Annotated in this window: 24 protein-coding genes; 12 read left to right on the top strand and 12 right to left on the bottom strand. The window is 64.8% G+C overall.

What is annotated here, in order from left to right; translation table 11 throughout:
- Positions 1-267 precede the first annotated feature (267 nt).
- Positions 268-627 carry an SET domain-containing protein gene (locus ACSQ9A_RS24680; protein ID WP_436305565.1) on the top strand — a complete coding sequence of 120 codons (360 nt, stop codon included), beginning with the start codon at positions 268-270 and terminating at the stop codon, positions 625-627.
- Here ACSQ9A_RS24680 and ACSQ9A_RS24685 read toward each other — a convergent pair.
- Together ACSQ9A_RS24685 and ACSQ9A_RS24690 are read right to left on the bottom strand one after the other, a co-directional pair.
- Entirely contained in the window at positions 624-1,910 is a 1,287-nt protein-coding gene (locus ACSQ9A_RS24685; protein WP_436305566.1) for a lytic murein transglycosylase, read from the bottom strand. The genes ACSQ9A_RS24680 and ACSQ9A_RS24685 overlap by 4 nt on opposite strands.
- Positions 1,911-1,944: 34 nt before the next feature.
- On the bottom strand, positions 1,945-2,580 hold the full coding sequence (locus ACSQ9A_RS24690; protein ID WP_436305567.1) for an FABP family protein: 636 nt from the start codon (positions 2,578-2,580) through the stop codon (positions 1,945-1,947).
- A gap of 134 nt (positions 2,581-2,714) precedes the next feature.
- On the opposite strand from ACSQ9A_RS24690, the gene ACSQ9A_RS24695 reads away from it, so the two are divergent.
- Positions 2,715-3,455: a hypothetical protein gene (locus ACSQ9A_RS24695; protein ID WP_436305569.1), complete on the top strand. Its 741-nt coding sequence runs from the start codon at positions 2,715-2,717 to the stop codon at positions 3,453-3,455.
- A 4-nt stretch (positions 3,456-3,459) separates the two neighbouring features.
- Here the strand turns inward: ACSQ9A_RS24695 and ACSQ9A_RS24700 are convergent, their stop codons facing one another.
- Genes ACSQ9A_RS24700 through ACSQ9A_RS24720 form a run of 5 tightly spaced genes read right to left on the bottom strand, consistent with a single transcriptional unit; the run spans position 3,460 to position 7,815 of the window.
- Positions 3,460-4,251, bottom strand: a complete 792-nt coding sequence (locus tag ACSQ9A_RS24700) for an IclR family transcriptional regulator (RefSeq protein WP_436305570.1) — start codon at positions 4,249-4,251, stop codon at positions 3,460-3,462.
- Positions 4,252-4,269: 18 nt separating this feature from the next.
- Positions 4,270-4,962: an amino acid ABC transporter permease gene (locus tag ACSQ9A_RS24705; protein WP_436305571.1), complete on the bottom strand. Its 693-nt coding sequence runs from the start codon at positions 4,960-4,962 to the stop codon at positions 4,270-4,272.
- Positions 4,959-5,726 (bottom strand): amino acid ABC transporter permease, encoded by a 768-nt coding sequence (locus ACSQ9A_RS24710; RefSeq protein ID WP_436305572.1) that lies wholly within the window; start codon positions 5,724-5,726, stop codon positions 4,959-4,961. Before ACSQ9A_RS24710 ends, ACSQ9A_RS24705 begins: the two co-directional genes overlap by 4 nt.
- A gap of 30 nt (positions 5,727-5,756) precedes the next feature.
- Entirely contained in the window at positions 5,757-6,656 is a 900-nt protein-coding gene (locus tag ACSQ9A_RS24715) for a transporter substrate-binding domain-containing protein (protein WP_436305573.1), read from the bottom strand.
- 37 nt (positions 6,657-6,693) lie between these two features.
- Positions 6,694-7,815, bottom strand: a complete 1,122-nt coding sequence (locus tag ACSQ9A_RS24720) for an aminotransferase class V-fold PLP-dependent enzyme (RefSeq protein ID WP_436305574.1) — start codon at positions 7,813-7,815, stop codon at positions 6,694-6,696.
- Positions 7,816-8,298: 483 nt separating this feature from the next.
- Between ACSQ9A_RS24720 and ACSQ9A_RS24725 the strand changes: the two genes are divergently transcribed.
- Positions 8,299-8,565 carry a hypothetical protein gene (locus tag ACSQ9A_RS24725; protein WP_093103801.1) on the top strand — a complete coding sequence of 89 codons (267 nt, stop codon included), beginning with the start codon at positions 8,299-8,301 and terminating at the stop codon, positions 8,563-8,565.
- Between the two features lie 139 nt (positions 8,566-8,704).
- Here ACSQ9A_RS24725 and ACSQ9A_RS24730 read toward each other — a convergent pair whose 3' ends face one another.
- Positions 8,705-9,124 carry a cupin domain-containing protein gene (locus tag ACSQ9A_RS24730; protein ID WP_436305575.1) on the bottom strand — a complete coding sequence of 140 codons (420 nt, stop codon included), beginning with the start codon at positions 9,122-9,124 and terminating at the stop codon, positions 8,705-8,707.
- Positions 9,125-9,417: 293 nt separating this feature from the next.
- On the opposite strand from ACSQ9A_RS24730, the gene ACSQ9A_RS24735 reads away from it, so the two are divergent.
- The 8 genes from ACSQ9A_RS24735 to ACSQ9A_RS24770 all read left to right on the top strand — a co-directional run bounded on the left by ACSQ9A_RS24735 (position 9,418) and on the right by ACSQ9A_RS24770 (position 15,745).
- The gene (locus ACSQ9A_RS24735) at positions 9,418-9,894 is read left to right on the top strand and encodes a DUF6130 family protein (protein ID WP_436305576.1); all 477 of its coding nucleotides are present in this window, start codon (positions 9,418-9,420) and stop codon (positions 9,892-9,894) included.
- A 161-nt stretch (positions 9,895-10,055) separates the two neighbouring features.
- Positions 10,056-10,361, top strand: coding sequence for a hypothetical protein (locus ACSQ9A_RS24740; RefSeq protein ID WP_436305577.1), 306 nt, complete (start codon positions 10,056-10,058; stop codon positions 10,359-10,361).
- Positions 10,362-10,452: 91 nt separating this feature from the next.
- The gene (locus tag ACSQ9A_RS24745; protein ID WP_093103798.1) at positions 10,453-10,680 is read left to right on the top strand and encodes a hypothetical protein; all 228 of its coding nucleotides are present in this window, start codon (positions 10,453-10,455) and stop codon (positions 10,678-10,680) included.
- A gap of 102 nt (positions 10,681-10,782) precedes the next feature.
- Positions 10,783-11,967 (top strand): amylo-alpha-1,6-glucosidase, encoded by a 1,185-nt coding sequence (locus ACSQ9A_RS24750; RefSeq protein WP_436305578.1) that lies wholly within the window; start codon positions 10,783-10,785, stop codon positions 11,965-11,967.
- An 83-nt stretch (positions 11,968-12,050) separates the two neighbouring features.
- Complete coding sequence (locus ACSQ9A_RS24755) at positions 12,051-12,698, top strand: DUF3348 domain-containing protein (RefSeq protein WP_436305580.1); 648 nt, start codon at positions 12,051-12,053, stop codon at positions 12,696-12,698.
- The gene (locus ACSQ9A_RS24760; RefSeq protein WP_436305581.1) at positions 12,695-14,500 is read left to right on the top strand and encodes a hypothetical protein; all 1,806 of its coding nucleotides are present in this window, start codon (positions 12,695-12,697) and stop codon (positions 14,498-14,500) included. Before ACSQ9A_RS24755 ends, ACSQ9A_RS24760 begins: the two co-directional genes overlap by 4 nt.
- Complete coding sequence (locus ACSQ9A_RS24765) at positions 14,500-15,147, top strand: OmpA family protein (RefSeq protein ID WP_436305582.1); 648 nt, start codon at positions 14,500-14,502, stop codon at positions 15,145-15,147. Before ACSQ9A_RS24760 ends, ACSQ9A_RS24765 begins: the two co-directional genes overlap by 1 nt.
- A gap of 25 nt (positions 15,148-15,172) precedes the next feature.
- A complete protein-coding gene (locus ACSQ9A_RS24770) occupies positions 15,173-15,745 on the top strand; it encodes a DUF2894 domain-containing protein (RefSeq protein ID WP_436305583.1) in 573 nt (190 codons plus the stop codon).
- A gap of 30 nt (positions 15,746-15,775) precedes the next feature.
- On the opposite strand, the gene ACSQ9A_RS24775 is transcribed toward ACSQ9A_RS24770, so the two are convergent.
- The 4 genes from ACSQ9A_RS24775 to ACSQ9A_RS24790 form a co-directional block, all read right to left on the bottom strand.
- Positions 15,776-16,576: a transporter substrate-binding domain-containing protein gene (locus ACSQ9A_RS24775; protein WP_436305585.1), complete on the bottom strand. Its 801-nt coding sequence runs from the start codon at positions 16,574-16,576 to the stop codon at positions 15,776-15,778.
- Positions 16,577-16,793: 217 nt separating this feature from the next.
- Positions 16,794-19,307: a DNA ligase D gene (gene ligD / locus ACSQ9A_RS24780; RefSeq protein ID WP_436305586.1), complete on the bottom strand. Its 2,514-nt coding sequence runs from the start codon at positions 19,305-19,307 to the stop codon at positions 16,794-16,796.
- Between the two features lie 15 nt (positions 19,308-19,322).
- On the bottom strand, positions 19,323-20,177 hold the full coding sequence (locus ACSQ9A_RS24785; RefSeq protein WP_436305587.1) for a tetratricopeptide repeat protein: 855 nt from the start codon (positions 20,175-20,177) through the stop codon (positions 19,323-19,325).
- Positions 20,174-21,073 (bottom strand): Ku protein, encoded by a 900-nt coding sequence (locus tag ACSQ9A_RS24790; RefSeq protein WP_436295251.1) that lies wholly within the window; start codon positions 21,071-21,073, stop codon positions 20,174-20,176. Before ACSQ9A_RS24790 ends, ACSQ9A_RS24785 begins: the two co-directional genes overlap by 4 nt.
- A gap of 90 nt (positions 21,074-21,163) precedes the next feature.
- On the opposite strand from ACSQ9A_RS24790, the gene ydiK reads away from it, so the two are divergent.
- Entirely contained in the window at positions 21,164-22,240 is a 1,077-nt protein-coding gene (gene ydiK, locus ACSQ9A_RS24795; protein ID WP_436295250.1) for an AI-2E family transporter YdiK, read from the top strand.
- The last annotated feature ends 5 nt before the right edge of the window (positions 22,241-22,245 follow it).

Genomic DNA, 22,245 nt, shown 5'->3' on the forward strand with positions numbered 1-22,245 from the left:
GTCCTTGCGCGCGCAAGAAACAATACAAAAGTATTCAAACATGGCGCGCGGCCCAGCTGTTCGGATGAAACCGCCGATCTGGAGCGACTTCAGAAAGAACCTGTTCAACTACCCGATACAGCCTTCGGCAAGTTCGGGCTCCGTCTACAAATCCGACTCACATGGCAAAGGTTCGCAAACACCATTCCTCTACCCCCTGCCTCAGGGTGGGGCCCAGCGAAGTCCACGGCCTCGGCGCCTTCGCGACGCGCGTTGCCCGCTTTCGCATTGCTGGGTATCTACGAAGGCCGGCGCTACTCACAGCAGGAGATCGCCGCCAAGGTCTGGGATGGCCAGCTCACTTACCTGTTTACCTTGTCCAATCGGGAAACCATCGATGGCGCCAAGGGAGGCAATGGCACTCGGCACCTGAATCACGCCTGCGACCCGAACTGCGAGGCGGTCGAGGAGTACGACGACGCAGGCCAGTTGTTGCTGAAGTTCCAGACGATCGCTCCCGTGAACGCGGGGGACGAACTGTTCGTCGACTATTGCCTGACAGCGGACGACGGCTCGCCGGCCTCGGACTATCCCTGCCGTTGCGGGTCTCCCAATTGCCGCGGCACTATGCTCGCAGACCTCGGCTAGCGCTGTTGCAGGCGCTGAAGCAACTCTGCGCTCGGATAGCCGTCCGCGGGCAAGCCGACACTGCGTTGATAGCGGCGCAGGCCGTCACGGGTGGCGGGCCCCATCACGCCGTCGGGCGCTCCGCTGGCAAAGCCACGCTGATTGAGCGCGGTCTGGAGCTCGATCAGTTGGCTGCGCGTGAGAGCGGCCAGATCCCGCGGCCAAGGGGACTGCACGTCGGGGCCGCCAGTCATGCGTTGCGCAAGAAGGCCGACCGCGAGCGCATAGCTGGTCGAGTTGTTGTAGCGCAAGATGGCTCGGAAGTTCGATCCGACCAGGAAGGCCGGCCCGCGAGCGCCCGCGGGCAGCAGGATCGTGCCGTCCGCAAACTCCGGCAGTGGCTGACCGTCCGCGCTTCGCAGCCCCTCGCCGGCCCATTGAGCCGTGGACTGGCGCACGGCTGTGTCGGCCCGACCGTAGTCGAAGCCAGTCGGCAACCGGACCTCGACGCCCCAAGGCTTGTCCGCCTGCCAGCCCGCGCGCGACAGGAAGTTCGCGGTCGAGGCCATCACGTCCGCCATGCTGCCCCAGATGTCACGCCGACCATCGCCATCGGCATCCACCGCGTAGGCCAGGAAGTTTGACGGCAGGAACTGGGTCTGGCCCATGGCACCGGCCCAGGAGCCGACCAGGTGTTCGCGATCGATGTCGCCGTTGTCGACGATCTTCAGCGCCGCGAGCAACTCAGCGCGCGCCCAGTCCGCGCGACGCCCCTCGAAGCCCAGCGTCGCCAGCGCGTCGATGGTCGGGGTACTGCCGTAATTGCTGCCGTAGTTGCTCTCCATGCCCCAGATGGCGACCACGATGCTGGGCGGGACGCCGTAGCGCGAGGCCGCCGCTTCGGCTTCGTTGCGAACCTGCAGGAGCTTGTCCTGGCCCGCCGCAACACGTTGGGGGGTCACGGTTCTATCAAGATAGTCCCAGACCGTGCGCGTGAGTTCGGGCTGCACACGATCCAGTTCGATGACGCGCGGCAGGTACTGGACACTGTCGAATGCGCTGCGCAGCGTGGCCTCGCCGATGCCTCCTGCGCGCGCGGTCGCGCGGAAGTCCGCGACCCACTGTGCGAACCGCTTGCGGAGCTCTGCGTCGTCCACGGCCGCGGGCATGGGCGTCGGGAGCGCTGTTGATGGCTGCGATGGCGCTGTAGCTGGCGCGGAAGCGCAGCCGCCCAGCAGAGCGACCGCGAGCGCCATCAGCGCAAGCCGGGGGAAATGCAGCGACGGGCAATGGGCTTGGTGCATTCTGACTATTCGCCACCGATCCTGGCGGCGACGCTCAATCCTGCATTGCCAACGGATTGGGAGCCGGCTCACCGAGCTTCGTGAGTGTGTTGCGGTCGGTGTGATGAAAGGGTTCGGCAACCCCTTGGATCTGCATGACGGTATCTTGGTTGTACGACCAGGTGCCATCGGCATTGAACGCGACCTCGATACGCCACTCCAGCGTGGTGAAAGCGTGCTCGATGAACGCGTTGGACACGATGCCGTTCACGAGGCTCCCGCGCGTGGCGACGAGTTCAAAGCGGTCTGCGTCCGCCTTCACTTGGCCGCTCGCCATCGCTACCTGGCCTCGCGGAATCGCCAGTGTGTGCATGACGGTGCCGGTGGCAGGTTCCCACAACCAGTAGCCGACCTGATCGTGATACATCTTGGTCAGGCCCGGCTTGTGGATGTAGGTGTGATAGCGCAGGCCATACAACACTTGCGGGCCGTTGGTCTGGGGATCGATCGGCTGCAAGTCGTAGTGCTCTCCATAGACCTGCGTCTTCGGTCCCTGCGCCTTGGGCTTGACGTCCACGCCCTTCTCGCCCTGCCACAGGCCCGCCATCCTGCGCAGCGGACCGAGGTTGGAGAGGGTTCTTCCATCCAGGTTGGAAGGCTCGGTGTAGATGTCGTCCGGAAACGTGGGCATGGGAGAGGCCGGGAAGTTGAGTTGCAGTCGGCGAGTTCGATCGCCTGATTCTGGCCGCATCCTGCCACAACAGCGTCAACCGCAGCACGGCTGCTTGCGATGGGCGATCCATCGCCGGTTACTACACTGGTCGGATGAGCCACCCCCCTCAACCGCATCGCGTGCGAGACCTTCTTGCTTCCTATTTCTGGAGTGGCGATGCCATCCGCAGTCGAAGCGTGAGTGATGTGGTGCTGTCTGGCACGGTCGACGTGCCTGCTCCCCCTGCAAGGCTGATGGCAGATTGGGAAAGGGAGACATCGTTGCGCTTGGGCCTGGAACCCGGAGACGTCGAGGCAATGCCTCTGGCGCGAGCGCGTGCGCGCTGGCCGGACTACAGGCACTGCGTGAAGGCGGTGTCCGACTGGACGCGCACGCTCGGCCTGCCTGAGGTGCTTGCCTCCTGTGACGTAGCCCTCATGGCCTGCCGCGGTGCGAAGTACCACCATGACGGCGCACACTATGGCGGTGCGGCCTTCTGCAATCTCTTCCTGAGCGAGGACCGGGGTCTGGACTTGCATTTCCCCGCTACAGGTCATCGAATCCCGCTTGCCAGGGGTACGGCTGTGATATTCGATACGGGCCAGCCGCACGCCGTCATCAAGCGCCGGAGCGGCGGCTTCCATGTGGCCGACTTCGCGCCCGACCAGGATTGCACCCAGGTATTCCTGACCTGGGAACTTCCTATCGAGAATGCCGATGTCGCGCGCGCACTTCGGATCGACTTCGACATCGATCCTTCGACCTCGTTGCAACTGGATGAAGAGCAAGTCTGGGTGAACGGCGCACGGGCCAGTGTGTGTCCGGATTCGGGCCGGTGGTGCCGAGACCGCTGAGATCCTATCTAGGTTGGATCGCCCGCCTGATCCGATCTGCGTAGGTCGTCAACGTAGGTACCATCGCGACGACTTCCTCGAGCGTGCGTCGGCTCTTCGGCGCAGAAATCGTGAGCGCCGCCACGACCTGGCCATCTGTGCCCTGTATGGGTACTGCGGCACCGACGACGCCCACGATGTACTCGGACTCGTTGGCCGCATAACCTTGGTTCTTCACCTTTCGGAGGCGCTCGAGAAGCCCCTTCGGTTCGGTGACGGTCTTGGGCGTCAGCGGCTCCCAGGGGCCGGAGGCCATGAACTTTGCGAGTTCATCCGGCGGCAACGCTGCAAGAAAGACCTGACCGCTGGACGTGCAGTGCAGCGGCGCCTTTTGCCCAGCCTGGAACTGCAGCGTGAGCGGCGACTGGCCCATGACGCTTGCGATGTACTCGACCTCGCCGAAGGACATCAGTGCCAGCCCACAGGTCTCTCCGGTCTTTTGTGCAACGGCGGTCAACAGCGCCTGGATGGGCGCGTAGACAATCGTGGAGCTCAGGATCGAGGTCGCCAATCCGACCAGCTTGGGCGCGACGGCGTACTTGCCCTTGACCGGCATCTTCTGAAGAAACTGCAGTTCCTCCAGCGAGGCGATCATCCGGTGAGCCGTAGGCCTGGGCAGATCGAGGAGGTAGACGATATCGGCTGCGGAGATCATGCCCATCTTGGCCGCCAGGTTGAGGACCGCGAACAGCCGTTCGACGGGCGTTCCTGCGACGGCTGTCGAAGTTTTCCTGGCCTTCCTGGTCGATGTGCTCATGACCGGATTATTGGGACTCTAGCGCCGTCCTGGAACTGCATAGCGATTCTTCAGTACGGCAACGAGTTGCGACGTGATCGAGCAAAGCACCATGTAAATCACGGCGACCGCCAGGTACATCTCGACGAGGCGCCCATCACGTTGGGCGATCTTCGACGCTGCACCCAGGAGATCGGTCACGGAAAGCACGTAGACGAGCGACGTGTCCTGAAACAGGATGATCGTCTGCGTGAGCAGGATCGGACTGACAACCCGCAGGACCTGCGGGAGGATGATCAGCCGATAGGTCTGCCACGTGGACATCCCCAACGCCCTGCAAGCGCCATACTGCCCCTTTGCTATCGACTTGAACCCGGCGCGGATGATCTCCGCGTAGTAGGCGGCCTCGAACAATGTGAAGGTCACGAAGGCCGTCCACACGGGTCCGATCTGCACCGGCCTTGAAGCTCCTGTCATCCACATCAGCACAAGCGGCATCAGGAAGAAGAACCAGAAGAGCACCATGATCAGCGGGACTGAGCGAATCAGCGTGATGTACGCGCTGGCGAGCTGCGATGCCACCGGAACTTCAAGGTGCCGCACAAGAGCCAAGCCGATACCGAGCACCAATCCCCCGAGGAAGCCGACCGCGGTGAGCTCCAGCGAGAACACCAACCCTTTGAGCAGGAACGGGTAGGCCTGCGCAATCACGGAGAAATCGAAGTGATTCATGGCTTTGCAGCCTCCTTCCTCAGCAAGAAGAAGCGGCGCCGCGAGATCGTGAGTTCCGAGCCAGGCGTGCGAAGGCGCCGTTCCAAGCCATGCATGATTGCGTAGACGAAGAGAGCGAGCAGCAGATAGAGAAGGGTTGCCGCGCCAAAGGCTTGGAACGTCTTGAAGGTGAACTCGTTGATCTGTCGGGCTTGGGCGGTGAGTTCGAGAAGCCCGATGGTTAGAGCTACGGACGTGTTCTTGAAGACGCCCATCACCTCGCTGGTCAGCGTAGGCATGATGATTCGCAGCGCCTGCGGAAGCAGGATGGTGCGATACACCCTCAGCTCGCTCATGCCGAGTGCCCTGGCTGCTGAACGCTGGCCGTAGGGCAACGCCTCGATACCCGCTTTGACTTGCTCGGCCACGCGCGCTCCGGTGTAGAGCGAAAGCGCGATGAGGGCCGGAACGAACGCACCCCAGGGGGGCGGCATCTTCATCATCGCGCTGCCGAGATCGGCTGGTAGCAGTTCCGGCAGTACGAAATACCAAAGGAACATCTGGACGATGATTGGAATATTGCGGAAGACCTCCACATAGAGCCGCGCGGCCAGCGCTATGCCCCGGTTGGAGGATGTCCGGCAGCATCCGACCAGCACCCCCAAGACGAAGGAAAAACACCAGCCTGCCAGCGCCAGAGCCACCGTCCAAGCCAAACCATTGAGCAGCCAGGTGAGATACAGCTCCTCTCCGTCCTGGACTGTTTCGAAAAGGACTTCGAACACGCCGAGCTCCGGTCAGTTGCAGATGGTTCTTCAGTCGATCCTGTCGCTGGGCGCCTTGACTCGCTCCTTCAGCTTTTCCGTCATCGGAAAGGAAAGACTCACGTTGCGCGGCGGAATCGGCGACTCGAACCACTTCTTGTAGAGCTTGTCGTACTCGCCGCTCTTCATGAGGTTGCCGAGCACGCCGTCGACCAGGGCTTTGAACGCTGGATCGTCCTTGCGCAGCATCAAGCCGTAGTAGACGTTGTCGAAGCCGCCCGGCACAAGGGCAAACGATGCCGAGTTGCGCGAGTTGGCCTTCTCGCCCGCCAGCAGGATGTCGTCTTCGAGCCAGCCTACAGCACGGTTGCTGTCGAGCGTGAGCATCGATTCGCCGTGATCCTTGGCCGCGATCGTCACCAGCTCCATCTTCTGCTCTTCGTTGAACTTGCGCGCGAAGCCAACGGCGTTGGAGCCCTGCGTGACCACGACGGTCTTGCCCTTGAGGTCCGTGGGCTTCTTCACGCCGGAGTCCACGCGCACCAGCCAAAGCGGCTGGCTGACGAAGGTCGCAACGGAAAAGCCGACCTGCTTCTGCCGCGCCGCATTGTTCGCGGTGCCACCGCACTCGACGTCGACAGTGCCGTTCACGACCAGCGGGATGCGATTCGACGAGTTGACCGCCACGTACTTGACTTCAAGCTTGGGCAGGTTCAGCTGCTGCTTCACCTTGTCCACGATGGCCGCGCACAGGTCCATCGAGATGCCAACGGGTTTCTGCTGGCTGTCCAGGAATGAGAACGGCACGGACGACTCGCGGTAGCCGAGCGTGATCGCTCCGGTTTCCTTGATCTTCTGCAGCGTATCGCCGCCCGCCTGGGCGAAGGTCGGCATGCTCGCAACCAACAGACTTGCCGCTGCGATGGTGAGAAAGGACGACTTCAAGTTCATGGAAGATTCTCCTGCGGGCAATGGAAATGGATGGCGCTCAGTCGACCTGTATCGCAGCGGTCGGATGACTGGTTCGGTTCAAGCGCTGCTCGATCAGCGACACAACCTGGTCAACGTCCTCGGCGGTGTTGAACATGCCGAAGGAGATGCGAACACCGCCTCGCTCGGGCGACACGCGAACCTGGTTTTGCGTGAAATAGTCGTGCCACTCGGCAACCGGCAGATCCATCACGTAGATGTGCGCACGGCTGGCACGAGCGCGCGGTCCAACGAGGCGCACGTCGAGCTTTTCGAGTTGGGCGATCAGCCGATCACCGAGCGCGAGCACATGCTCTTCGATTCGCTCGACGCCGGTCTTCTGAATGAGACCGATCGAGCTCGACAGGGCATGCAGATCCGGAAGGTTGTAGTTGCCGAACTCGAAGCGACCCGCATCCTTGCGCGGTGCAAGATCGTCAGGCCGCGCTATGTAGTCTTCGGGGGGATTCGCCAGGCTGCTCATTGCCAGGTACGCCGGTTGAAGCTCATCGAGGCCGGCCTTCACGTAGAGGATGCCCAGGCCCTGGGGTACCAGCAAACCCTTATGGCAGCCGGCGGCGAGCACAGAAACGCCCAGTTTCTTGACGTCGACCGGAACCACGCCGACCGACTGCATCACGTCGACAACCAGGTAGATGCCCTTTTGCGCGCACAGACGGCCGATGCTGGCGATATCGTGCCGCTGGCCAGCATGGAAGGTCACGTGAGACAGCGAGATCACCTTGGTCGTGGCGTCGATGAAGCGCTCGAAGGTTTCCGCCGTCGCGATTTCATCGTCTGCCACCTTCACGAAGCGTACCTCCACGCCCTTGCGCTTGAGGTTGAGCCAGGCATAGGCGTTGTTCGGATGGTCGCCTTCGAGCATGAGGACCGTATCCCCGCTCGCGAGCGGAACGGCATTGGCGGCGATGTTCAGTCCTTCAGACGTGTTCTTGGTGAAGGCGATCTCGCCGGGCGACGCGTTGAGCAGCGCAGCAACGTCCTCACGAGCGCGCTCCACGCGGCGCATCCATACCGGCTTCGGCCCGGCCATTTCGTTGCCTTCGGCGAGAAATTCCGCGAGCGCCTGGCGGACGCAAGTCGCCATCGGCGTCTGGTGCGCGGAGTCCAGGTAGAGCATCCGCTTGGTGACGGGAAACTCCTGGCGGATGGAGTCGAGTTCGAGAGTGGCTGACATGGTTTCCTCGGTTCATCAATCGGTGCCCCGAAACGGGGCGACTGGTGCATGGAACGCGTGATCACCGTAACGTCGATTGATGCGATGGCCCCATCCTAGGAGCGCCATTGAGCCACCACGTCTCAATATTCGGCCAAGTCGAAGTCCGGGCTTACGAGGAAAAGCACGTGCAAGCCGCTTCAGAACTTGCGTCCGAATTCTGAGACGGAATTTAGTCGCCGAGCACCTCGGAGAGCGTCTTTCAAGCACTGTTCGGAGGGTCACCTCATCTTTTTGCGTCGCACTTTTCGGACGCGTGTTCAGTCCTCGGCGCCGCATGGGCAAATGCGAAGGGAGAGCCCCTGACGGACTGGCCAGTGGAATCTGTCATGTTGCTAGCATGGGCCAATTGAATGGTCGACCCGATAGAGAGAAGGCAGAAGCCGTATGACGAACGCATCCAACCGACGAGACGAACTGAAGAAGCTGGTGCTCTGCGCCTCGTGCGCCGCAATCCAGCGCAACTGGCGCCGCGCGCCCGGGCATGCCGAACTCGTTCAGATGTCCAGTCGCAAGGCGGAGCGCAGCGATGGCGATAGCGGCGGTCACACGGTCACCATCACCAGCTACCGTTGTGACGCCTGCGGCACGCGGTGGGAGTACGAAAACGACAAGACGAACCAACAAGCGGGCTGGTCGGTCGTAGGGCAGTAGGTTCGCGCCTCAGGGTCGAAGGTCTTCTGTTGGCCCGACTGTCGAAGCCCAGCATCTTGCGGGTAACGGCCGGTTTCGCTGCGGAGCGAAAGTTCAGATGCGGAGGTCGACGGACAACAAGGGGCCCGAAGCTGGTCTCTCACTTCCCCAGCACAACGAGCGGCTTCCCTTTTTCGACGATGTACGTGGCGAGCTCCGCCGCGTTGCCGCTGCCGACGTTCGTCACCCTGTGGTTCGCTCCGGCCGGAATGAACAGGACCTCACCGGCCTTGAGCGTCACCGGCGGCTTGCCCTCGAGCTGGTACTCCAGCAAGCCTTCGATGGCATAGACGATCTCTTCGCCCGGATGGCTGTGCTTGGGAGCCACCACCCCGGGGGCGAAATCGACGCGCACCTGGACGACTTCGCGTCCCGGCGCGGTGAGATCGTGCCGCTGGAGATCGGTGCGCGCGATTCCCGGCGGCTGCGCCTGCGGCATGTGGGCGTAGGCAGGGGACAAGAACACGAACAGGCTGACAAGCGCCGCACTGGCCGATGCGATGGCGAAATAGGTCTTCATGGCTGGCTTTCAAAAAGTTGAAGAGTGCATTGGAGACGGCGCTCGTATCTGCGATGTGTCGAGCGGCCGTCGATTTGCATTCCCGTGTGTTCTCGCGCCTGTCAGACACAGTGGCGCACAGAACGACTGCCGGCGTGCGGCGCATGGCGCGTGGGCGGCGCGCAAACCCAAGATGAAACGTACTGTGTTGATTTCTCGTGCCGATACAGAGGCATACGTTCTGCGCTCCGGAGGCTCAGATCCCCACTGAAAATTCGGCCGTCGTCAACCAACCCTCTGCGAAAGAAAACGTCATGCCATCTGCTTTCAGACACCTTGCCGTCGCCGCTGCCGCCGCTGTTTTCTGCGTCGCAGCCTGGGCGCAAGCTGCCGCGCAAACTGCCACGGATATCGGCCGTCCCGCGGCTGTCATTCCGCTCGAATCGGAACCGCCGCCGAAACTCGTTGTGTATCCGCCGTTGGTCGAGCCTCTGGCTCGGGGCGTCGTCATCGTTCAGCACCGGACCGAGAACCTGCGGATCATCCCGGTCTTCGGCAAGAACGCCGCCGAGGTATCGCCCCGTGTCGGCCACCTTCACGTGACAGTCGACGATCGGCCCGGCACCTGGGCCCACACGAGCGGCGATCCCATCATCGTGGTGGGTTTGAAGCCTGGCGTGCACAAGATGCTGATCGAACTTGCCGATCCAAGTCACAAGATCCTTGCCAGCGAAACAATCGCCGTGACTGTCCCGGAGCAGAAGGCGTCAAGGTCCCACGAGCACGGATAAGCCGTGCATGGGGCGATGCGCCAATTCAGGAGTCCTCATCGCCATCGCACGCCACGGGTGCAGCGGTCAGATTCACGACGATCTTGTTACTCCGCGCTGCGCTCCCGAGTGAATAGAGTTGTCTTGCGGCGCCATCCGAGGCGCGCCACAAGGAGCCGGCGATGACCAGTAAGACAAGCAAGCAAGGTTCCGGCCGAGTAGCACGGGCGCTCGAAATCTATCGAAGCATTGCTGCGTGCAATGCGTACATTGCACGCGGCAATGACGTCCACGCGCTCACAGCGGCGTTGATGTTGCCCTGCTACCAAGCTGAGTTCGGGAGCCTGGCGCTTGAGCTGACCCATGTGGAGGAGAACGAGCTAAGGTCTGTCCTCCGGCGGATTCGGGACTCTGAACTTGCCCTTCAAGAACGCGCGTCCGCAGCCATTGCATGCGAAAGCTCTGTCGCAGCGGATGGGGCGGGCTGAGGCAGTACCGGATGCGGACCCGTTGACGTGCCCGCCCTTTTTCGAAGCAGAATCCAGATTCCTCAACTTGGACCCGGGGAGGAGGGACAAAATGGAAATGGAAGAAGTCAACGCGCGACTGCGTTCGCTCGAGTTGCGAGCTGTCGCCCAAACCGCGGCGATCGCGGTTTTGCTCCAGGAGCAGCCCAACGCATCGGCAAAGCTGCACCTGGTCGCCGAGCACCTTGTCGACGCCCCCCCGATCCCGATGTCTGACGAGGACCTGGTGAAGGTCGCGGCGTATATCCAAGCAATGCTTGGTGGTCCCTGGATCGACTGACTGCTGCCGCGTCGCGATCTTCGCCAGAAACGGGAGGGGATTCGTTCAAAGTCAACGGCGGCTTCCGCTGCCAAGCGGCGCCCCACCGCCCCCTACGCCCCCATGAAGAACCTAGACGCCCCCACGCTCGCGCTGATCGACACCTGCTCCCAGGCTTCACTCGAACTGCTGCAACGCAACCTGACGCCGCACGGCATCCTGGCCGCGAGCCGTACCGAGGCGGCCGAGGCGCGGCGCTACACGCGCATCTTCGGGCGCGACGCCGCGATCTGCGTGATGGCGATGTGCGGCAGCGGTGTGCCGCTGCTGGAGCAGGGAGCGGTGGCCAGCCTCGACGCGCTCGCGGCACAGCAGGCGGCCAATGGGCAGATCCCCAAATACGTCGACCCGGAAGGCCGCGATGCCGACTTCTGGTACCTGGGCTGCATCGACGCCACCTTGTGGTGGCTGATCGCGGTGGATCATGTGCGCCGCCATGGCCGCGTCGGTCGCTCGCACTGGGGCCGCGAGGCAGGCCGCGCGCTCGGCTGGCTGCTGGCGCAGGAGCACCAGCACTTTCGGCTGCTGCAACAGAACGAGGCCAGCGACTGGGCCGACATCATGCCGCGCTCGGGTTACGTGCTGTACAGCAACGCACTCTGGTACGAGGTCAAGCGCCGCTACGCAATGGACGAGGCCGAGGCGACGCAGTACCACTTCAACCACCTGTTCAATCCGTTCCAGCGCAACCTGCCCGAGTACCATCGCGCCCGACTGCTGCGGCACTATGCGCGCCGCGGCCGGCGCGACCCGGGCCTGTACCTCAGCTTCGTCAATCTCTCGGTCGTCGGCGACGAGGGGGATGTGTTCGGCAACGTGCTGGCCATACAGAGCGGGCTGGCCGATTCCTCCATGGCACGCCGCATCGTCAAGACCATCAGCGCGGCGCGTGCCTGCGATCCCTACCCTGTGCGTGTGGTGCTGCATCCGCTGTCGCGCCAGCATGCGCTGTGGCGGCCGTATATGGCTCGCCATCAGCAGAACATGGTGCACCAGTACCACAACGGCGGCATCTGGCCCTTCGTCGGCGGCTTCTGGGTGATGGCGCTGGCCCGGGTGGGCCTGCACTCAATGGCCTGGCAGGAGCTCGCGCGACTGGCGCGCGTGAACGAGCTCGGCGACTGGCGTTTCACCGAGTGGTTCCACGGCCGCACGCTGGCGCCGATGGGGATGGCCGGGCAGAGCTGGAATGCGGCGACCTTTCTGCTGGCCAGGCGCGCCCTGCTGGGCGGCGGCGCAGGCTGGTGACGTCTCGTTACAGAGGCGACTCGGCCAGCCCGTCCGGCGCGAGTGCGCGGTGTAGACTGCCGGGCTTTTCCCCTTCTGGCGGTATGGTGCAAGTGTCACGGCGCACAGGTTTCACCGGATCGGCGCTCATTCGCTTGCTCGCTCAACTGACCGACACCGACGTTCCCGAATCCAAACAAGGCTTCGCGGATCGATTGGGTGAATGGCTCCGTTGGACCGACGCCATCTCGCTGTCCGCGGCGTTGAATGGCGGTGCGGCGACTGCGCCATCCGGCGCGCGCGCTTCCGCAAGCGCCGAGCAAGCCGAATGCACCCGCGTGCGAGCCGCGTTGGCGAAAGCCATCGCCGCAGACAGCGCACTCGGGGCCGATTTCTCCGCATACCGTCGGCGCTACCTTGCCAGGCAACAGGCGATCGAGGCGGCCATCGAGCCCTTGCGCGGTCGTCTTCGGGCGAAGCTGGCGGTCAGGTCGCCCGCCATGGCCCGGCTTGCTGCCGTGGATGCCGTCATGGAACAGGCGTTGGGTGCGCACGAGCAGCGCTTGCTGTCGACCGTGCCCGGGTTGCTCGAAAAGCATTTCGGGCGCTTGCGCCAGGCCGACAGCGGGGCCCAGCCCGAAGGCTGGTCAAACGTTTTCTGCAAGGACATGCAAAGCGTGTTGCTTGCCGAGCTGGATATTCGATTGCAACCGGTCGAAGGGCTGCTCGAAGCCCTTCGCAAGAGTGAATGACTAGATTTCTTCAACACTTCGCTTTTTTCGTGGGCTTGGCCGCCGTCTGTTGGGTCGGCGCCGGGTACATCGGCTCGAACCCGTTGGCGTTGGTGATCACGCTGCTCGTCGGCGCGTTCTACCTGATGGGCGCGCTGGAACTGCACCGCTTCCACCAGGCCACGTCCACCCTGGCACGCGCCTTGGCGGACATGCCCGATCCCCCGGCGAGCCTGGGCCATTGGCTCGACCAGCTGCATCCTTCCTTGCGGAACGCGGTGCGCCTGCGCATCGAGGGTGAGCGCGTCGGCTTGCCCGGCCCGGCCCTGACGCCGTACCTCGCGGGGCTGCTGGTGCTGCTGGGGATGCTGGGCACCTTTCTCGGCATGGTGGTCACGCTGAACGGCACCGGGATTGCGCTGGAGAGCGCGTCGGACCTGCAGGCCATCCGCTCCTCCCTGGCCGCCCCGGTCAAGGGGCTGGGGCTGGCCTTCGGCACGTCCGTTGCGGGCGTGGCCGCGTCCGCGATGCTGGGCCTCGTCTCCGCCTTGTGCCGGCGCGACAGGCTGCAGGCCGCGCAGCTGCTCGACACGCGCATCGCGACCACCTTGCGTGCCTTCTCCCTGGCCCATCAGCGCGAGGAGTCCTTCAAGCTGCTGCAGCGACAGGGCCAGGCGATGCCCGAGCTGGTCGATCGGCTGCAGGCCATGATGGCGACGATGGAGCGGCAGAGCCAGGCCTTGAACGAGCGCCTGCTCTCCAGCCAGGACAGCTTCCACAGCAAGGCCGAGGCCGCGTATGCAAGCCTGGCCTCCTCCGTCGACCGCTCGTTGAAGGAGAGCCTGACCGAGAGCGCCCGCGTTGCCGGCGCGACGATCCAGCCGGTCGTCGAAGCCACGATGGCCGGGATCGCGCGCGAGGCGACCTCCTTGCACGGCACCATCGAGCACGGCGTGCAGCGGCAACTGGAAGGGCTGTCGACCCGCTTGGAGCAGCATACGGCTTCACAGCTGCGCACTGTGGCCCAGGCGCAGGCCGACCTGCAGGCGGAGATGGCGTCGCGCGACCAGCAGCGGCTGGCGGCCTGGACCGATGCGCTCGAGGCAATGGCCGTGTCGCTGCAGCAGGAATGGCAGCAGGCGGGCGCGCGCAGCGAGAGCCAGCAGCAGCAGCTCTGCAAGACGCTGGCGCAGACCGCCGAAGAGATATCGGCCCGGACGGAAGCGCACGCGAGCAACACGATCGCCGAGATCGCCCAACTCGTGCATGCCGCCTCGGAAGCCCCCCGGGCCGCGGCCGAGGTGATTGCCGAACTGCGCCAGAAGCTTTCCGACAGCATGGCGCGCGACAACACGATGCTGGAGGAACGCGGCCGCATTCTGGAAACGCTGCAGACCCTGCTCGACAGCGTGAACCATGCGTCCACCGAACAGCGCTCGGCGATCGACGCGCTGGTCGCTGCGTCGGCGGATCTGCTGGACCGTGTCGGCACGCGCTTCACGGAAAAGGTCGACGCGGAAACCGGGAAGATGGCCGACGTCGCCGCACAGATCACCGGCAGTGCCGTCGAGGTGGCGAGCCTGGGCGAGGCATTCGGATTCGCGGTGCAGCTGTTCAGCCAATCGAACGACAAGCTGGTGGCCCATCTGCAGCGCATCGAAGGCGCGCTCGGCAAGTCCATCGCGCGCAGTGACGAGCAGCTGGACTACTACGTGGCGCAGGCCAGAGAAGTCATCGACCTGAGCATCATGTCGCAGAAGCAGATCGTCGAGGATCTGCAGCAGCTCGCCAGCAGCCGGGCGCCGGTGGGCAGCGAAGCGTGATGACGGAGGACGTCGACGCCGGCCTGGAGCCGACGGTGCCGGTATGGGCCGTGTTCGGCGATCTGATGTCGGGGCTGCTGGGCGCCTTCGTGCTGATCCTGGTGTGCGTGGTCGGCATGCAGCTGGACCTCACGACGAAGCTGGAAGCCGAGGTCAGGCAGCGGCAGGCTGCAGCGCAGCGACTGCAGGCCCTCGAGCAGGCCCTCGCGGGGCCGCTGGCGGCGGGCCGGGTGACGCTGAACAACGGGCGCATCGGCATCAGCGGCAGCGTGCTGTTCGCCGTCAACTCCGCCGAGTTGCAGCCCGAAGGCCGGCAACTGTTGAAGAGCCTGAGCGCACCGCTGGCCGCCTACCTCCAGGGCCGCGACGATATCCTGATGGTGAGCGGCTTCACCGACGACCGGCAGGTGCGGGGGGGCAACCGCCAGTTCGCCGACAACTGGGAGCTGTCGGCTCAGCGGGCCTTGACGGTGACCCGGGCCTTGATCGAGGAAGGCATCGCGTCGTCCTCGGTATTTGCCGCAGCCTTCGGTTCCGAGCAGGCGGTGGCGTCGAATGCCGATGCCGACGGACGATCCAGGAACCGGCGCGTGGAAATGGCGCCCACGCCGAGACCGTCCAACGCAAGCATGAAGTCCCGTGAGTAGCGAGGGGACACGCGCAACCGGCGCCATGATCGATGCACGGCGCGAGCGTGGCGATCATCGCTTCGATCCGGTCCGCTTTCGTTTTATCGAAGCGCTGGCCAGGCGGGCGGCTGCGCACGGCGGCGATGCGCGTCGCATCCTGGACGACAGGGTGGCCAAGCTGCTTGCGGCGTATGACGAGGATCTCGAAAGGGCTCCATGCGCGGACAGCACCACGACGCGGGAAGGCCAACCCCATCGCGGGGCGCTCGCGGAGCTCGTCGACCACGTCGGCCGGCATGCGTCGTCCTATGGGGACAGCGCACTGAAGACGCTCGGCTACTTCAGAAGCACCTGGTCAAGGCTCAGCGCCGATCGACGGCTAACGCAGTCGCTGGCGACGGTGCCGCAGAACGCCGGCCCCCTCAACTCGCGTCACCTCGTGCATCGATCGCTCATGTTGATGCGTGAACTGTCGCCGGAGTACCTCCACCGCTTCATGTCGTATGTCGACGCTTTGCAGTGGGTCGATCAGGCGAACGGTGGCAGTGCCTCGGCGGGTACGGATACCCCGCGCACCGAGGGCAACAGGAAGAGCGCTCGGAGCCGATCCGGCTGATGCCGGGCGCGGAGCCGCGGCTAGAGAGCATCATTTGAGCGGAGCGACAATCACGCCGCGTAAACCGGCTCTCTCAATCGCGGCTTTGATCAGACCCTCGGACTTCGCGTCCTCAATGAACTGGCGCGTGTATGCCGCTCCGAGATCCCGTCCCTTCGGCATCGCCATCGCGTGCGGATCGATGCCTGGTCGACCGTCGAGGACTCGAGAACCAGGCAATTGATTCGACATCTCGAACAGGATCGGCTTGATGCTGCCCATGACGTCCGCTCTCCCGGATTTCAGCGCCTCCAATGCGCCAGGGTTGCTTGATGCTCGGACAACCACAGCATTCTTCAGCGTGCGAGTAAAAAAGACATCGGGTCCGGACTTCTCCTGCACGGCAACTCGAGTCCCGGGGCGATCCACATCAGCCATTGTTGAGATCGAAGAACCGCCAGGGATGAGGTAGCCGAATTCGACTTCCAGGTGCAGCGCGCTGAAATCCCACTCCTTCGCCCGCTCGGGACTGAACCCAAATTGGGCGACGTCCCAAGCCCCGGATCTCCCGCCGTCGTGAAGGGCTCCGATCGATGGGTACAGCACCGGCTCAAACGGAACCTCTATGCGCCGGGCCATCTCTTTTCCGAGGTCGAATCCGACCCCCTTCATCTCACCCGACACGGAGTCCCGCACCACGTTCAAGGGATTGCCAAGCTGGAGTCCAACGCGAAGCTTGCCGGTTGGAGCCAAAGCCTGTCGCGCTTCCGGTGTCGGAGCGGTTCTGATGCCCGCACAGCCCGCAAGCAGCAGTCCAAGGACTGCCGTCATCAGCCAATGAGTCGTTCGCATTGCGTCCTCCGTTGAAGTCGCTCGCGGTGCTTCCCGAATGGAGATGCCTTTGGGTCAGCAGACATTGCCGTCGAAGGTCTGCACCCGGAAGCATTCTGCTCCGAGTTGAACGCCCTGCCTATCGTGGTCGACGAGCCCCGGGCGAGCCGATCGACGCGCGCACGGGCCGCGTGCCCTCACCCCGGCCCTCTCCCGGAGGCAGAGGGAGCAAGGCCCCTCATCCCCGAAACCCCAGCATCTTCATCGCCGGCCCAATCCCCTGCGCCGACTTCGCATAGTCCTTCCAGGGCTCGTTCCCCTTGTCCAGCCGCGTATGGATGTTTCGCACCGTCCATTGCGCCCCGCTCGTCAGGTGCTGCACCTCCGCCCACTCGACGGGCACCGACACCCCGAGCCCCGGCCGCGCGCGGGCGGACCAGGCGCAGACGGTCGTGGCGCCGAAGCCGTTGCGCAAATAGTCGATGAAGATCTTGCCCACGCGGTTGCGCGGGCCGCTCTTGGCGACGAACATCATCGGCAAGGTGCGGGCCAGGTGGCGCACGATGGCTTCCGAAAAATCCTTCACCGTGTCCCAGTCGTGATGCTTGCGCAGCGGCACCACCACGTGCAGGCCCTTGCCGCCGCTGGTCTTGCAGAAAGACACCAGGCCCAGCTCGTTGAGGAACACGCGCACGACCTCGGCGCCTTGCTGCACCGCCGGCCAGCCGACGCCCTCGCCCGGGTCGAGGTCGAAGGTCATGCGGTCGGGTTTGCCGGTCGCGGTCTTCACGGCATTCCAGGTGTGGAACTCGATGACGTTCATCTGCGCGGCCGACAGCAAGCCTTCGGGCGTCGCGACTTCGATCATCTGTTCATGGCCCGGCCAGATGGCGGGGTCGAGTTGCCGGATGCCTTCCATGCTGCCCTTGTCCAGGTGCTTCTGGAAGAACAGCTCGCCCGTGATGCCGGAGGGCGCGCGCACGATCGACACCGGCCGGCCCTTGAGGTGCTCCATCATCAGCGGCGCGATCAGGCCGTAGAAGCGCACCAGCTCGATCTTCGTCACGCCGCTCTTCGGGTCGATCACGCGCTCCGGGTGGGTAACCTTGAGCTTCGGCGGCAGCGTGTGCGCGATGGGCTGCTGCTGCTCGACATCGGCGTCCACCAGGTGCAGGGGCTTCTCGCGCACGATAGCCCGGGCCGGCTTGTCGGCGCGCAGCGCCTCGAACACGCCATGCCGGATGTGGCCGCCGGCGGTCCACTCCGAGTACGTGACCTCCGCCACCAGCGTGGGCTTGACCCAGTGGGCGTTGCGTTCGTCTTCGGTCCTGTTCTTGAAGGGGCGTTGGTCGATCTCGATCTTCTGCAAGCGCGTCAACATGTCCGCGAGCGAGCGGTCGTTGAAGCCGGTGCCGACCTTGCCGGCGTACACCAGATCGCCCTTGTCGTCGTGAACACCGAGCAGCAGCGAGCCGATGCCGATGCGCGAGCCCTTCGGGTCGGTGTAGCCGCCGATGACGAACTCCTGCCGCTGGCTGCACTTGAGCTTGATCCAGTCCGTCGAACGGCGCGCGCTGTAGCCGCTCTGCTTGCGCTTGCCGATGATGCCTTCGAGTCCGAGCTTGCAGGCCGAGGCGATGATGTCCTTCGGCGCCGCATCGAAGGCTTCGCTCAGGCGGATGCCGGCCGGCGCCTCGGCGAGCAGCGCGCGCAGGAACTCGCGCCGCTCGAACAGCGGCACGCCGCGCAGGTCGTGGCCGTCGTAGTACGGCACGTCGAACAGGAAGAACTCGATGCCCTGCGTCCTGGCGCTCTCGAAGGCGTTCTGCAGCGCCTGGAAGTCGGTCCGGCCGGATTCGGCGAGCACGACGATCTCGCCGTCGAGCCAGCCGGGCTTGAGCTTCATGCGCGCGAGCGCCTGCACCAGGTGCGGCATGCGGCTGCTCCAGTCGTGGCCGTTGCGCGTGATGAGCCGCACGCCCTGGGCTGCATCGATGCGCGCCAGCATGCGGTAGCCGTCGAACTTGATCTCGTAGATCCATTCGCTCGGCCGGGCCGGCGGCGCATCGACCAGCGTGGCCAGCAGCGGCGACAGCTTCTGCGGCATCTCTGCCTTGACCGCGCCCGCGGGCATGCCGCGCGCACCGGCGCGCTTCTTTGCCGGTGCGGGCGCGGGTGCGGCCGATTCCGGCTTGGGCATCGGCAGGTCGGCCACGCTGTCCGGGAACTCGTCGACAACGCTGAACTCGGCCGAAGGGCGCTCGTAGGCGTCGCGCTCCTTGATGAGCAGCCAGGCGTTCTGCTTTTCTTCCTTGCTCTTGATGCGCACCAGCACCCACTTGCCGCGCAGCTTGTAGCCGTGCAGCTCGAACTTGAGGTCGCCGTCACGGTAGCCCTCGTGCGGGTCGCCGATCGGCGTCCAGGTGCCCTTGTCCCAGATGACAACCTTGCCGGCGCCGTACTGCTTCGGCGGGATGGTGCCTTCGAAGCTGTTGTACGAGATCGGGTGGTCCTCGACGTGCACGGCCATGCGCTTCACTTGACGGTCGTAGCTCGGGCCCTTGGGCACGGCCCAGCTCTTCATCGCGCCGTCGAGCTCGAGCCGGACGTCGTAGTGCAGGCGCGTGGCCCAGTGCTTCTGCACGACGAACTGCCGCGCGTGCATGCTTTCGGTGCCGCCCTCCGCAGGTTCCGGCGTGAGCGCGAAGTTGCGCTTGGCCTTGTATTTCTTGAGCGGGTCGGCGCGGGGCATCGCGGTCGCCGCCGGCTAGACCCGCGGTTGCAGCCGCCGGAATGCGCTGAAGTGGCGGATGGCCATCTGCTTCTGTCCGGCATGTGCATAGAGCAGCCCGGCGTTCTGGTGCGCGTCGGCAAAGTCGGGCTGCAGGCGCAGGCATTCCTCGTAGCTCGCGAGCGCGGCGGCCACGCGGCCGAGGTCCTCGAGCGCGACGGCGCGGTTGTAGTGCATCAGCGGGTCGTCGGGGCAGTGCGCGAGGCCCTCGTCGTAGAGCGCCACGGCCTCGCGGCTGCGGCCGGCCTCGCACAGCATGAAGCCGAGGTTCAGGTAGGCGTGGGCGTGGGCCGGGTCCTGCTCGAGGATGAGGCGGTAGGTGTCTTCGGCGGCGGTGGGGTCGGAGGCTTCCAGCTCTTCCGCCGTTTCGAACAGGTCTTCGAGGTCGTCGGACTCGGGCGTCGCCGGCTCGGCGGCGCGCTGGGAGATGAAGCTCACCGAGCCGGTCGACGGCGCCACACTGAAGTCCATCACGAGCTGGCCCGTGTCGGGCTCCCACTGCGCGTTCTCTTCGCGCACCGTGATGCGGTCGCCGGCGGCCGTGATGCGCAGGCCGCTCACGGGCACTTCGGGCGGCAGCGTGTCGCGCAGTCGCCGCAGCGAGCGCAGGATCTGCCGCGTGGGAATGCGCGCCACGCGCAGGTCGTGCGCCGAGCGCAGCAGCACGACGTCGCGAAACGAAAAGCGCAAGGCGCGCCCGGGTCCGCGCGACGGGTCGACGAAGCCGAGTTCGATCAGCTTCGAGACGGCATGCCGGGTCAGGCCCAGCATCTGCCGGACGCTGCGCAAGGTGTAGGGGTGCGTGCTTTCGAGCGGTGCGCTGTTCGTCACTTCTTCATGCGCGCGCGCACCGGCGGCGCGGCCTCGGCCACCTTTGCCGCCCGGGGAGCACGCTTTGCGCCCTTGCTTTCGACTGCGGGTGCGGGCTGCTTCGCGCCGGGCTTGACGGCGCGGCCGAGGCTCGCGCGCAGCATTTCGGTGAGATCGATGACCTGGGCGCCGGCGGCAGCATCTTCCGGATGCTCGACCGCCACCACTTCCTGGCCGGCGATCTTGGCGTCGATCGCGACCAGGATGCGCTTCTTCTCTTCGTCTTCGAAGAGCGTGGGCTCGTAGTCGTCGGCGGAGATCTGCTCGATGAGCTGCAGCGCCAGCTTGAGCTCGGCGGCCGAGGGCGGCGGGAGCTGCTCGATCTCCAGGTCTTTCATCGACCGGACCTCGTCGGCAAAGAGCAGCTGCTGCAGCACCAGGCCGTCGTCGTTGGCGCGCACCTGCACCACGTACTGCTTGGACTTCCAGGCCCAGCGTGCCAGCGCGCAGCGCCCACTCTGCTGCATGGCGGCCTTCAGCAGGTTGTAGGGCTTGCCGCCGCGCTTGTCGGGCGCGAGGAAGTAGGCCTTGTCGTAGTAGAGCGGGTCGACCGCCTGCTCGGGAATGAAGGACACGATGTCGATCACGTGGCTGCCGCCCTCCTCCAGCGCCTTGAGCTCCTCGGGTTTAAAGATGACGTAGCGGTCCTTCTCGAACTCGTAGCCCTTGACCATTTCGGTGCGCGGCACGACCGTCTGGTCCTTCTCGGAGATGTATTGCTGCTTCACGCGCGAGCCGTCCTTCGACAGCAGGTTGAAGCGGATGGTCGCCGAGCTCTCCGTCGCCGAATACAGCTTGACGGGGATCGACACCAAGCCGAAGCCGAGCGACAGCGACGCTATGGAACGAGCAGCCATGGGATTGCCTCCAGGCGAACGAAGGAAGGCAGCATGCCATTTTTTGGCTGCCAGGAGAATAGGCGCACTTCCCCTCACCCAACCCCCACCATGTCCGAACCCCGCCCTGACCTCGCCAAGACCACCTTCGGCGTCCTGACCCTGGTGCTGCTCATCGGCTCCTCGCTCTGGATCCTCCGCCCCTTCCTGGGCGCGACGATCTGGGCCGCGATGGTCGTGGTGGCGACCTGGCCGGCCTTCCTCTGGATCCAGGCGCGGCTGTGGAGGCGCCGCAGCCTGGCGGTGGCCGCGATGGTGCTGATCCTGCTGCTGCTGTTCGTGCTGCCGCTCACGCTGGCGATCTCGACCATCGCCGCCAATGCGGAGGAAGTCGTCGCATGGATCAGGTTGCTGATCAGCCGGGGCCCGCCCCAGTTGCCCGGCTGGGTGGAGCGCCTGCCCATCGTCGGGCCGAGGCTCGCCATGGCCTGGAATGAACTCGTGGCATCGGGCGTGGCAGGGTTGGAGGCGAAGGTCACGCCCTATATCCGGCAGGTCACGGGATGGCTGTTCGCGCAGGCCGGCGTCGTGGGTGCGCTGACCCTGCAGTTCCTGCTCACGGTCGTCATCGCCGGGATGATGTATGCAGGCGGCGAATCGGCGGCGGCGGTGGTCCGGCGCTTCGGCCTCAAGCTCGGCGGCCAGCGCGGGGAAGACGCGGTGGTGCTGGCCGGCAAGGCGATCCGCGGCGTGGCGCTGGGGGTGGGCGTGACGGCCTTCGTCCAGGCGGTGGCGGGCGGCATCGGTCTTGCGATTGCGGGCGTGCCATTCGCAGCCCTGCTCACGGCCGTGATGTTCATGCTGTGCATCGTGCAGGTCGGGCCGACGCTGGTGCTGGCGCCGGCGGTGATCTGGGTCTTCTGGAGCGGATCGACCGGCTGGGGCATCTTCCTCCTGGTGTGGACGGTGATCGTCGGCACGATGGACAACTTCCTTCGCCCGCTCTTGATCCGGCGCGGCGCCGACCTGCCGCTGGTGCTGATCTTCGCGGGCGTCATCGGCGGGCTGCTCGGCTTCGGGCTGGTCGGCATCTTCGTGGGGCCGGTCATGCTGGCGGTGTCCTACACCCTCATCGACAACTGGCTTCGGGATGCCGAGGCGCAGACGGCCGATGCGGCGCGGCAGTAGCGCTG

Source organism: Variovorax sp. LjRoot290, from assembly GCF_964253985.1.
In the GTDB taxonomy this organism is placed as follows: domain Bacteria; phylum Pseudomonadota; class Gammaproteobacteria; order Burkholderiales; family Burkholderiaceae_C; genus Variovorax.

Bases quoted from the DNA above. Each gene is read 5' to 3' on its own strand.
- ACSQ9A_RS24690 (WP_436305567.1), bottom strand. From the start codon at position 2,580: ATGCCCACGTTTCCGGACGACATCTACACCGAGCCTTCCAACCTGGAT.
- ACSQ9A_RS24715 (WP_436305573.1), bottom strand. From the start codon at position 6,656: ATGAACTTGAAGTCGTCCTTTCTCACCATCGCAGCGGCAAGTCTGTTG.
- ACSQ9A_RS24745 (WP_093103798.1), top strand. From the start codon at position 10,453: ATGGAAATGGAAGAAGTCAACGCGCGACTGCGTTCGCTCGAGTTGCGA.
- ACSQ9A_RS24730 (WP_436305575.1), bottom strand. From the start codon at position 9,124: ATGAAGACCTATTTCGCCATCGCATCGGCCAGTGCGGCGCTTGTCAGC.
- ligD (WP_436305586.1), bottom strand. From the start codon at position 19,307: ATGCCCCGCGCCGACCCGCTCAAGAAATACAAGGCCAAGCGCAACTTC.
- ACSQ9A_RS24790 (WP_436295251.1), bottom strand. From the start codon at position 21,073: ATGGCTGCTCGTTCCATAGCGTCGCTGTCGCTCGGCTTCGGCTTGGTG.
- ACSQ9A_RS24770 (WP_436305583.1), top strand. From the start codon at position 15,173: ATGATCGATGCACGGCGCGAGCGTGGCGATCATCGCTTCGATCCGGTC.
- ACSQ9A_RS24700 (WP_436305570.1), bottom strand. From the start codon at position 4,251: ATGAGCACATCGACCAGGAAGGCCAGGAAAACTTCGACAGCCGTCGCA.
- ACSQ9A_RS24695 (WP_436305569.1), top strand. From the start codon at position 2,715: ATGAGCCACCCCCCTCAACCGCATCGCGTGCGAGACCTTCTTGCTTCC.
- ACSQ9A_RS24740 (WP_436305577.1), top strand. From the start codon at position 10,056: ATGACCAGTAAGACAAGCAAGCAAGGTTCCGGCCGAGTAGCACGGGCG.
- ACSQ9A_RS24735 (WP_436305576.1), top strand. From the start codon at position 9,418: ATGCCATCTGCTTTCAGACACCTTGCCGTCGCCGCTGCCGCCGCTGTT.
- ACSQ9A_RS24775 (WP_436305585.1), bottom strand. From the start codon at position 16,576: ATGCGAACGACTCATTGGCTGATGACGGCAGTCCTTGGACTGCTGCTT.
- ACSQ9A_RS24750 (WP_436305578.1), top strand. From the start codon at position 10,783: ATGAAGAACCTAGACGCCCCCACGCTCGCGCTGATCGACACCTGCTCC.
- ACSQ9A_RS24705 (WP_436305571.1), bottom strand. From the start codon at position 4,962: ATGAATCACTTCGATTTCTCCGTGATTGCGCAGGCCTACCCGTTCCTG.
- ydiK (WP_436295250.1), top strand. From the start codon at position 21,164: ATGTCCGAACCCCGCCCTGACCTCGCCAAGACCACCTTCGGCGTCCTG.
- ACSQ9A_RS24685 (WP_436305566.1), bottom strand. From the start codon at position 1,910: ATGCACCAAGCCCATTGCCCGTCGCTGCATTTCCCCCGGCTTGCGCTG.
- ACSQ9A_RS24720 (WP_436305574.1), bottom strand. From the start codon at position 7,815: ATGCTCTACCTGGACTCCGCGCACCAGACGCCGATGGCGACTTGCGTC.
- ACSQ9A_RS24755 (WP_436305580.1), top strand. From the start codon at position 12,051: ATGGTGCAAGTGTCACGGCGCACAGGTTTCACCGGATCGGCGCTCATT.
- ACSQ9A_RS24765 (WP_436305582.1), top strand. From the start codon at position 14,500: ATGACGGAGGACGTCGACGCCGGCCTGGAGCCGACGGTGCCGGTATGG.
- ACSQ9A_RS24725 (WP_093103801.1), top strand. From the start codon at position 8,299: ATGACGAACGCATCCAACCGACGAGACGAACTGAAGAAGCTGGTGCTC.
- ACSQ9A_RS24760 (WP_436305581.1), top strand. From the start codon at position 12,695: ATGACTAGATTTCTTCAACACTTCGCTTTTTTCGTGGGCTTGGCCGCC.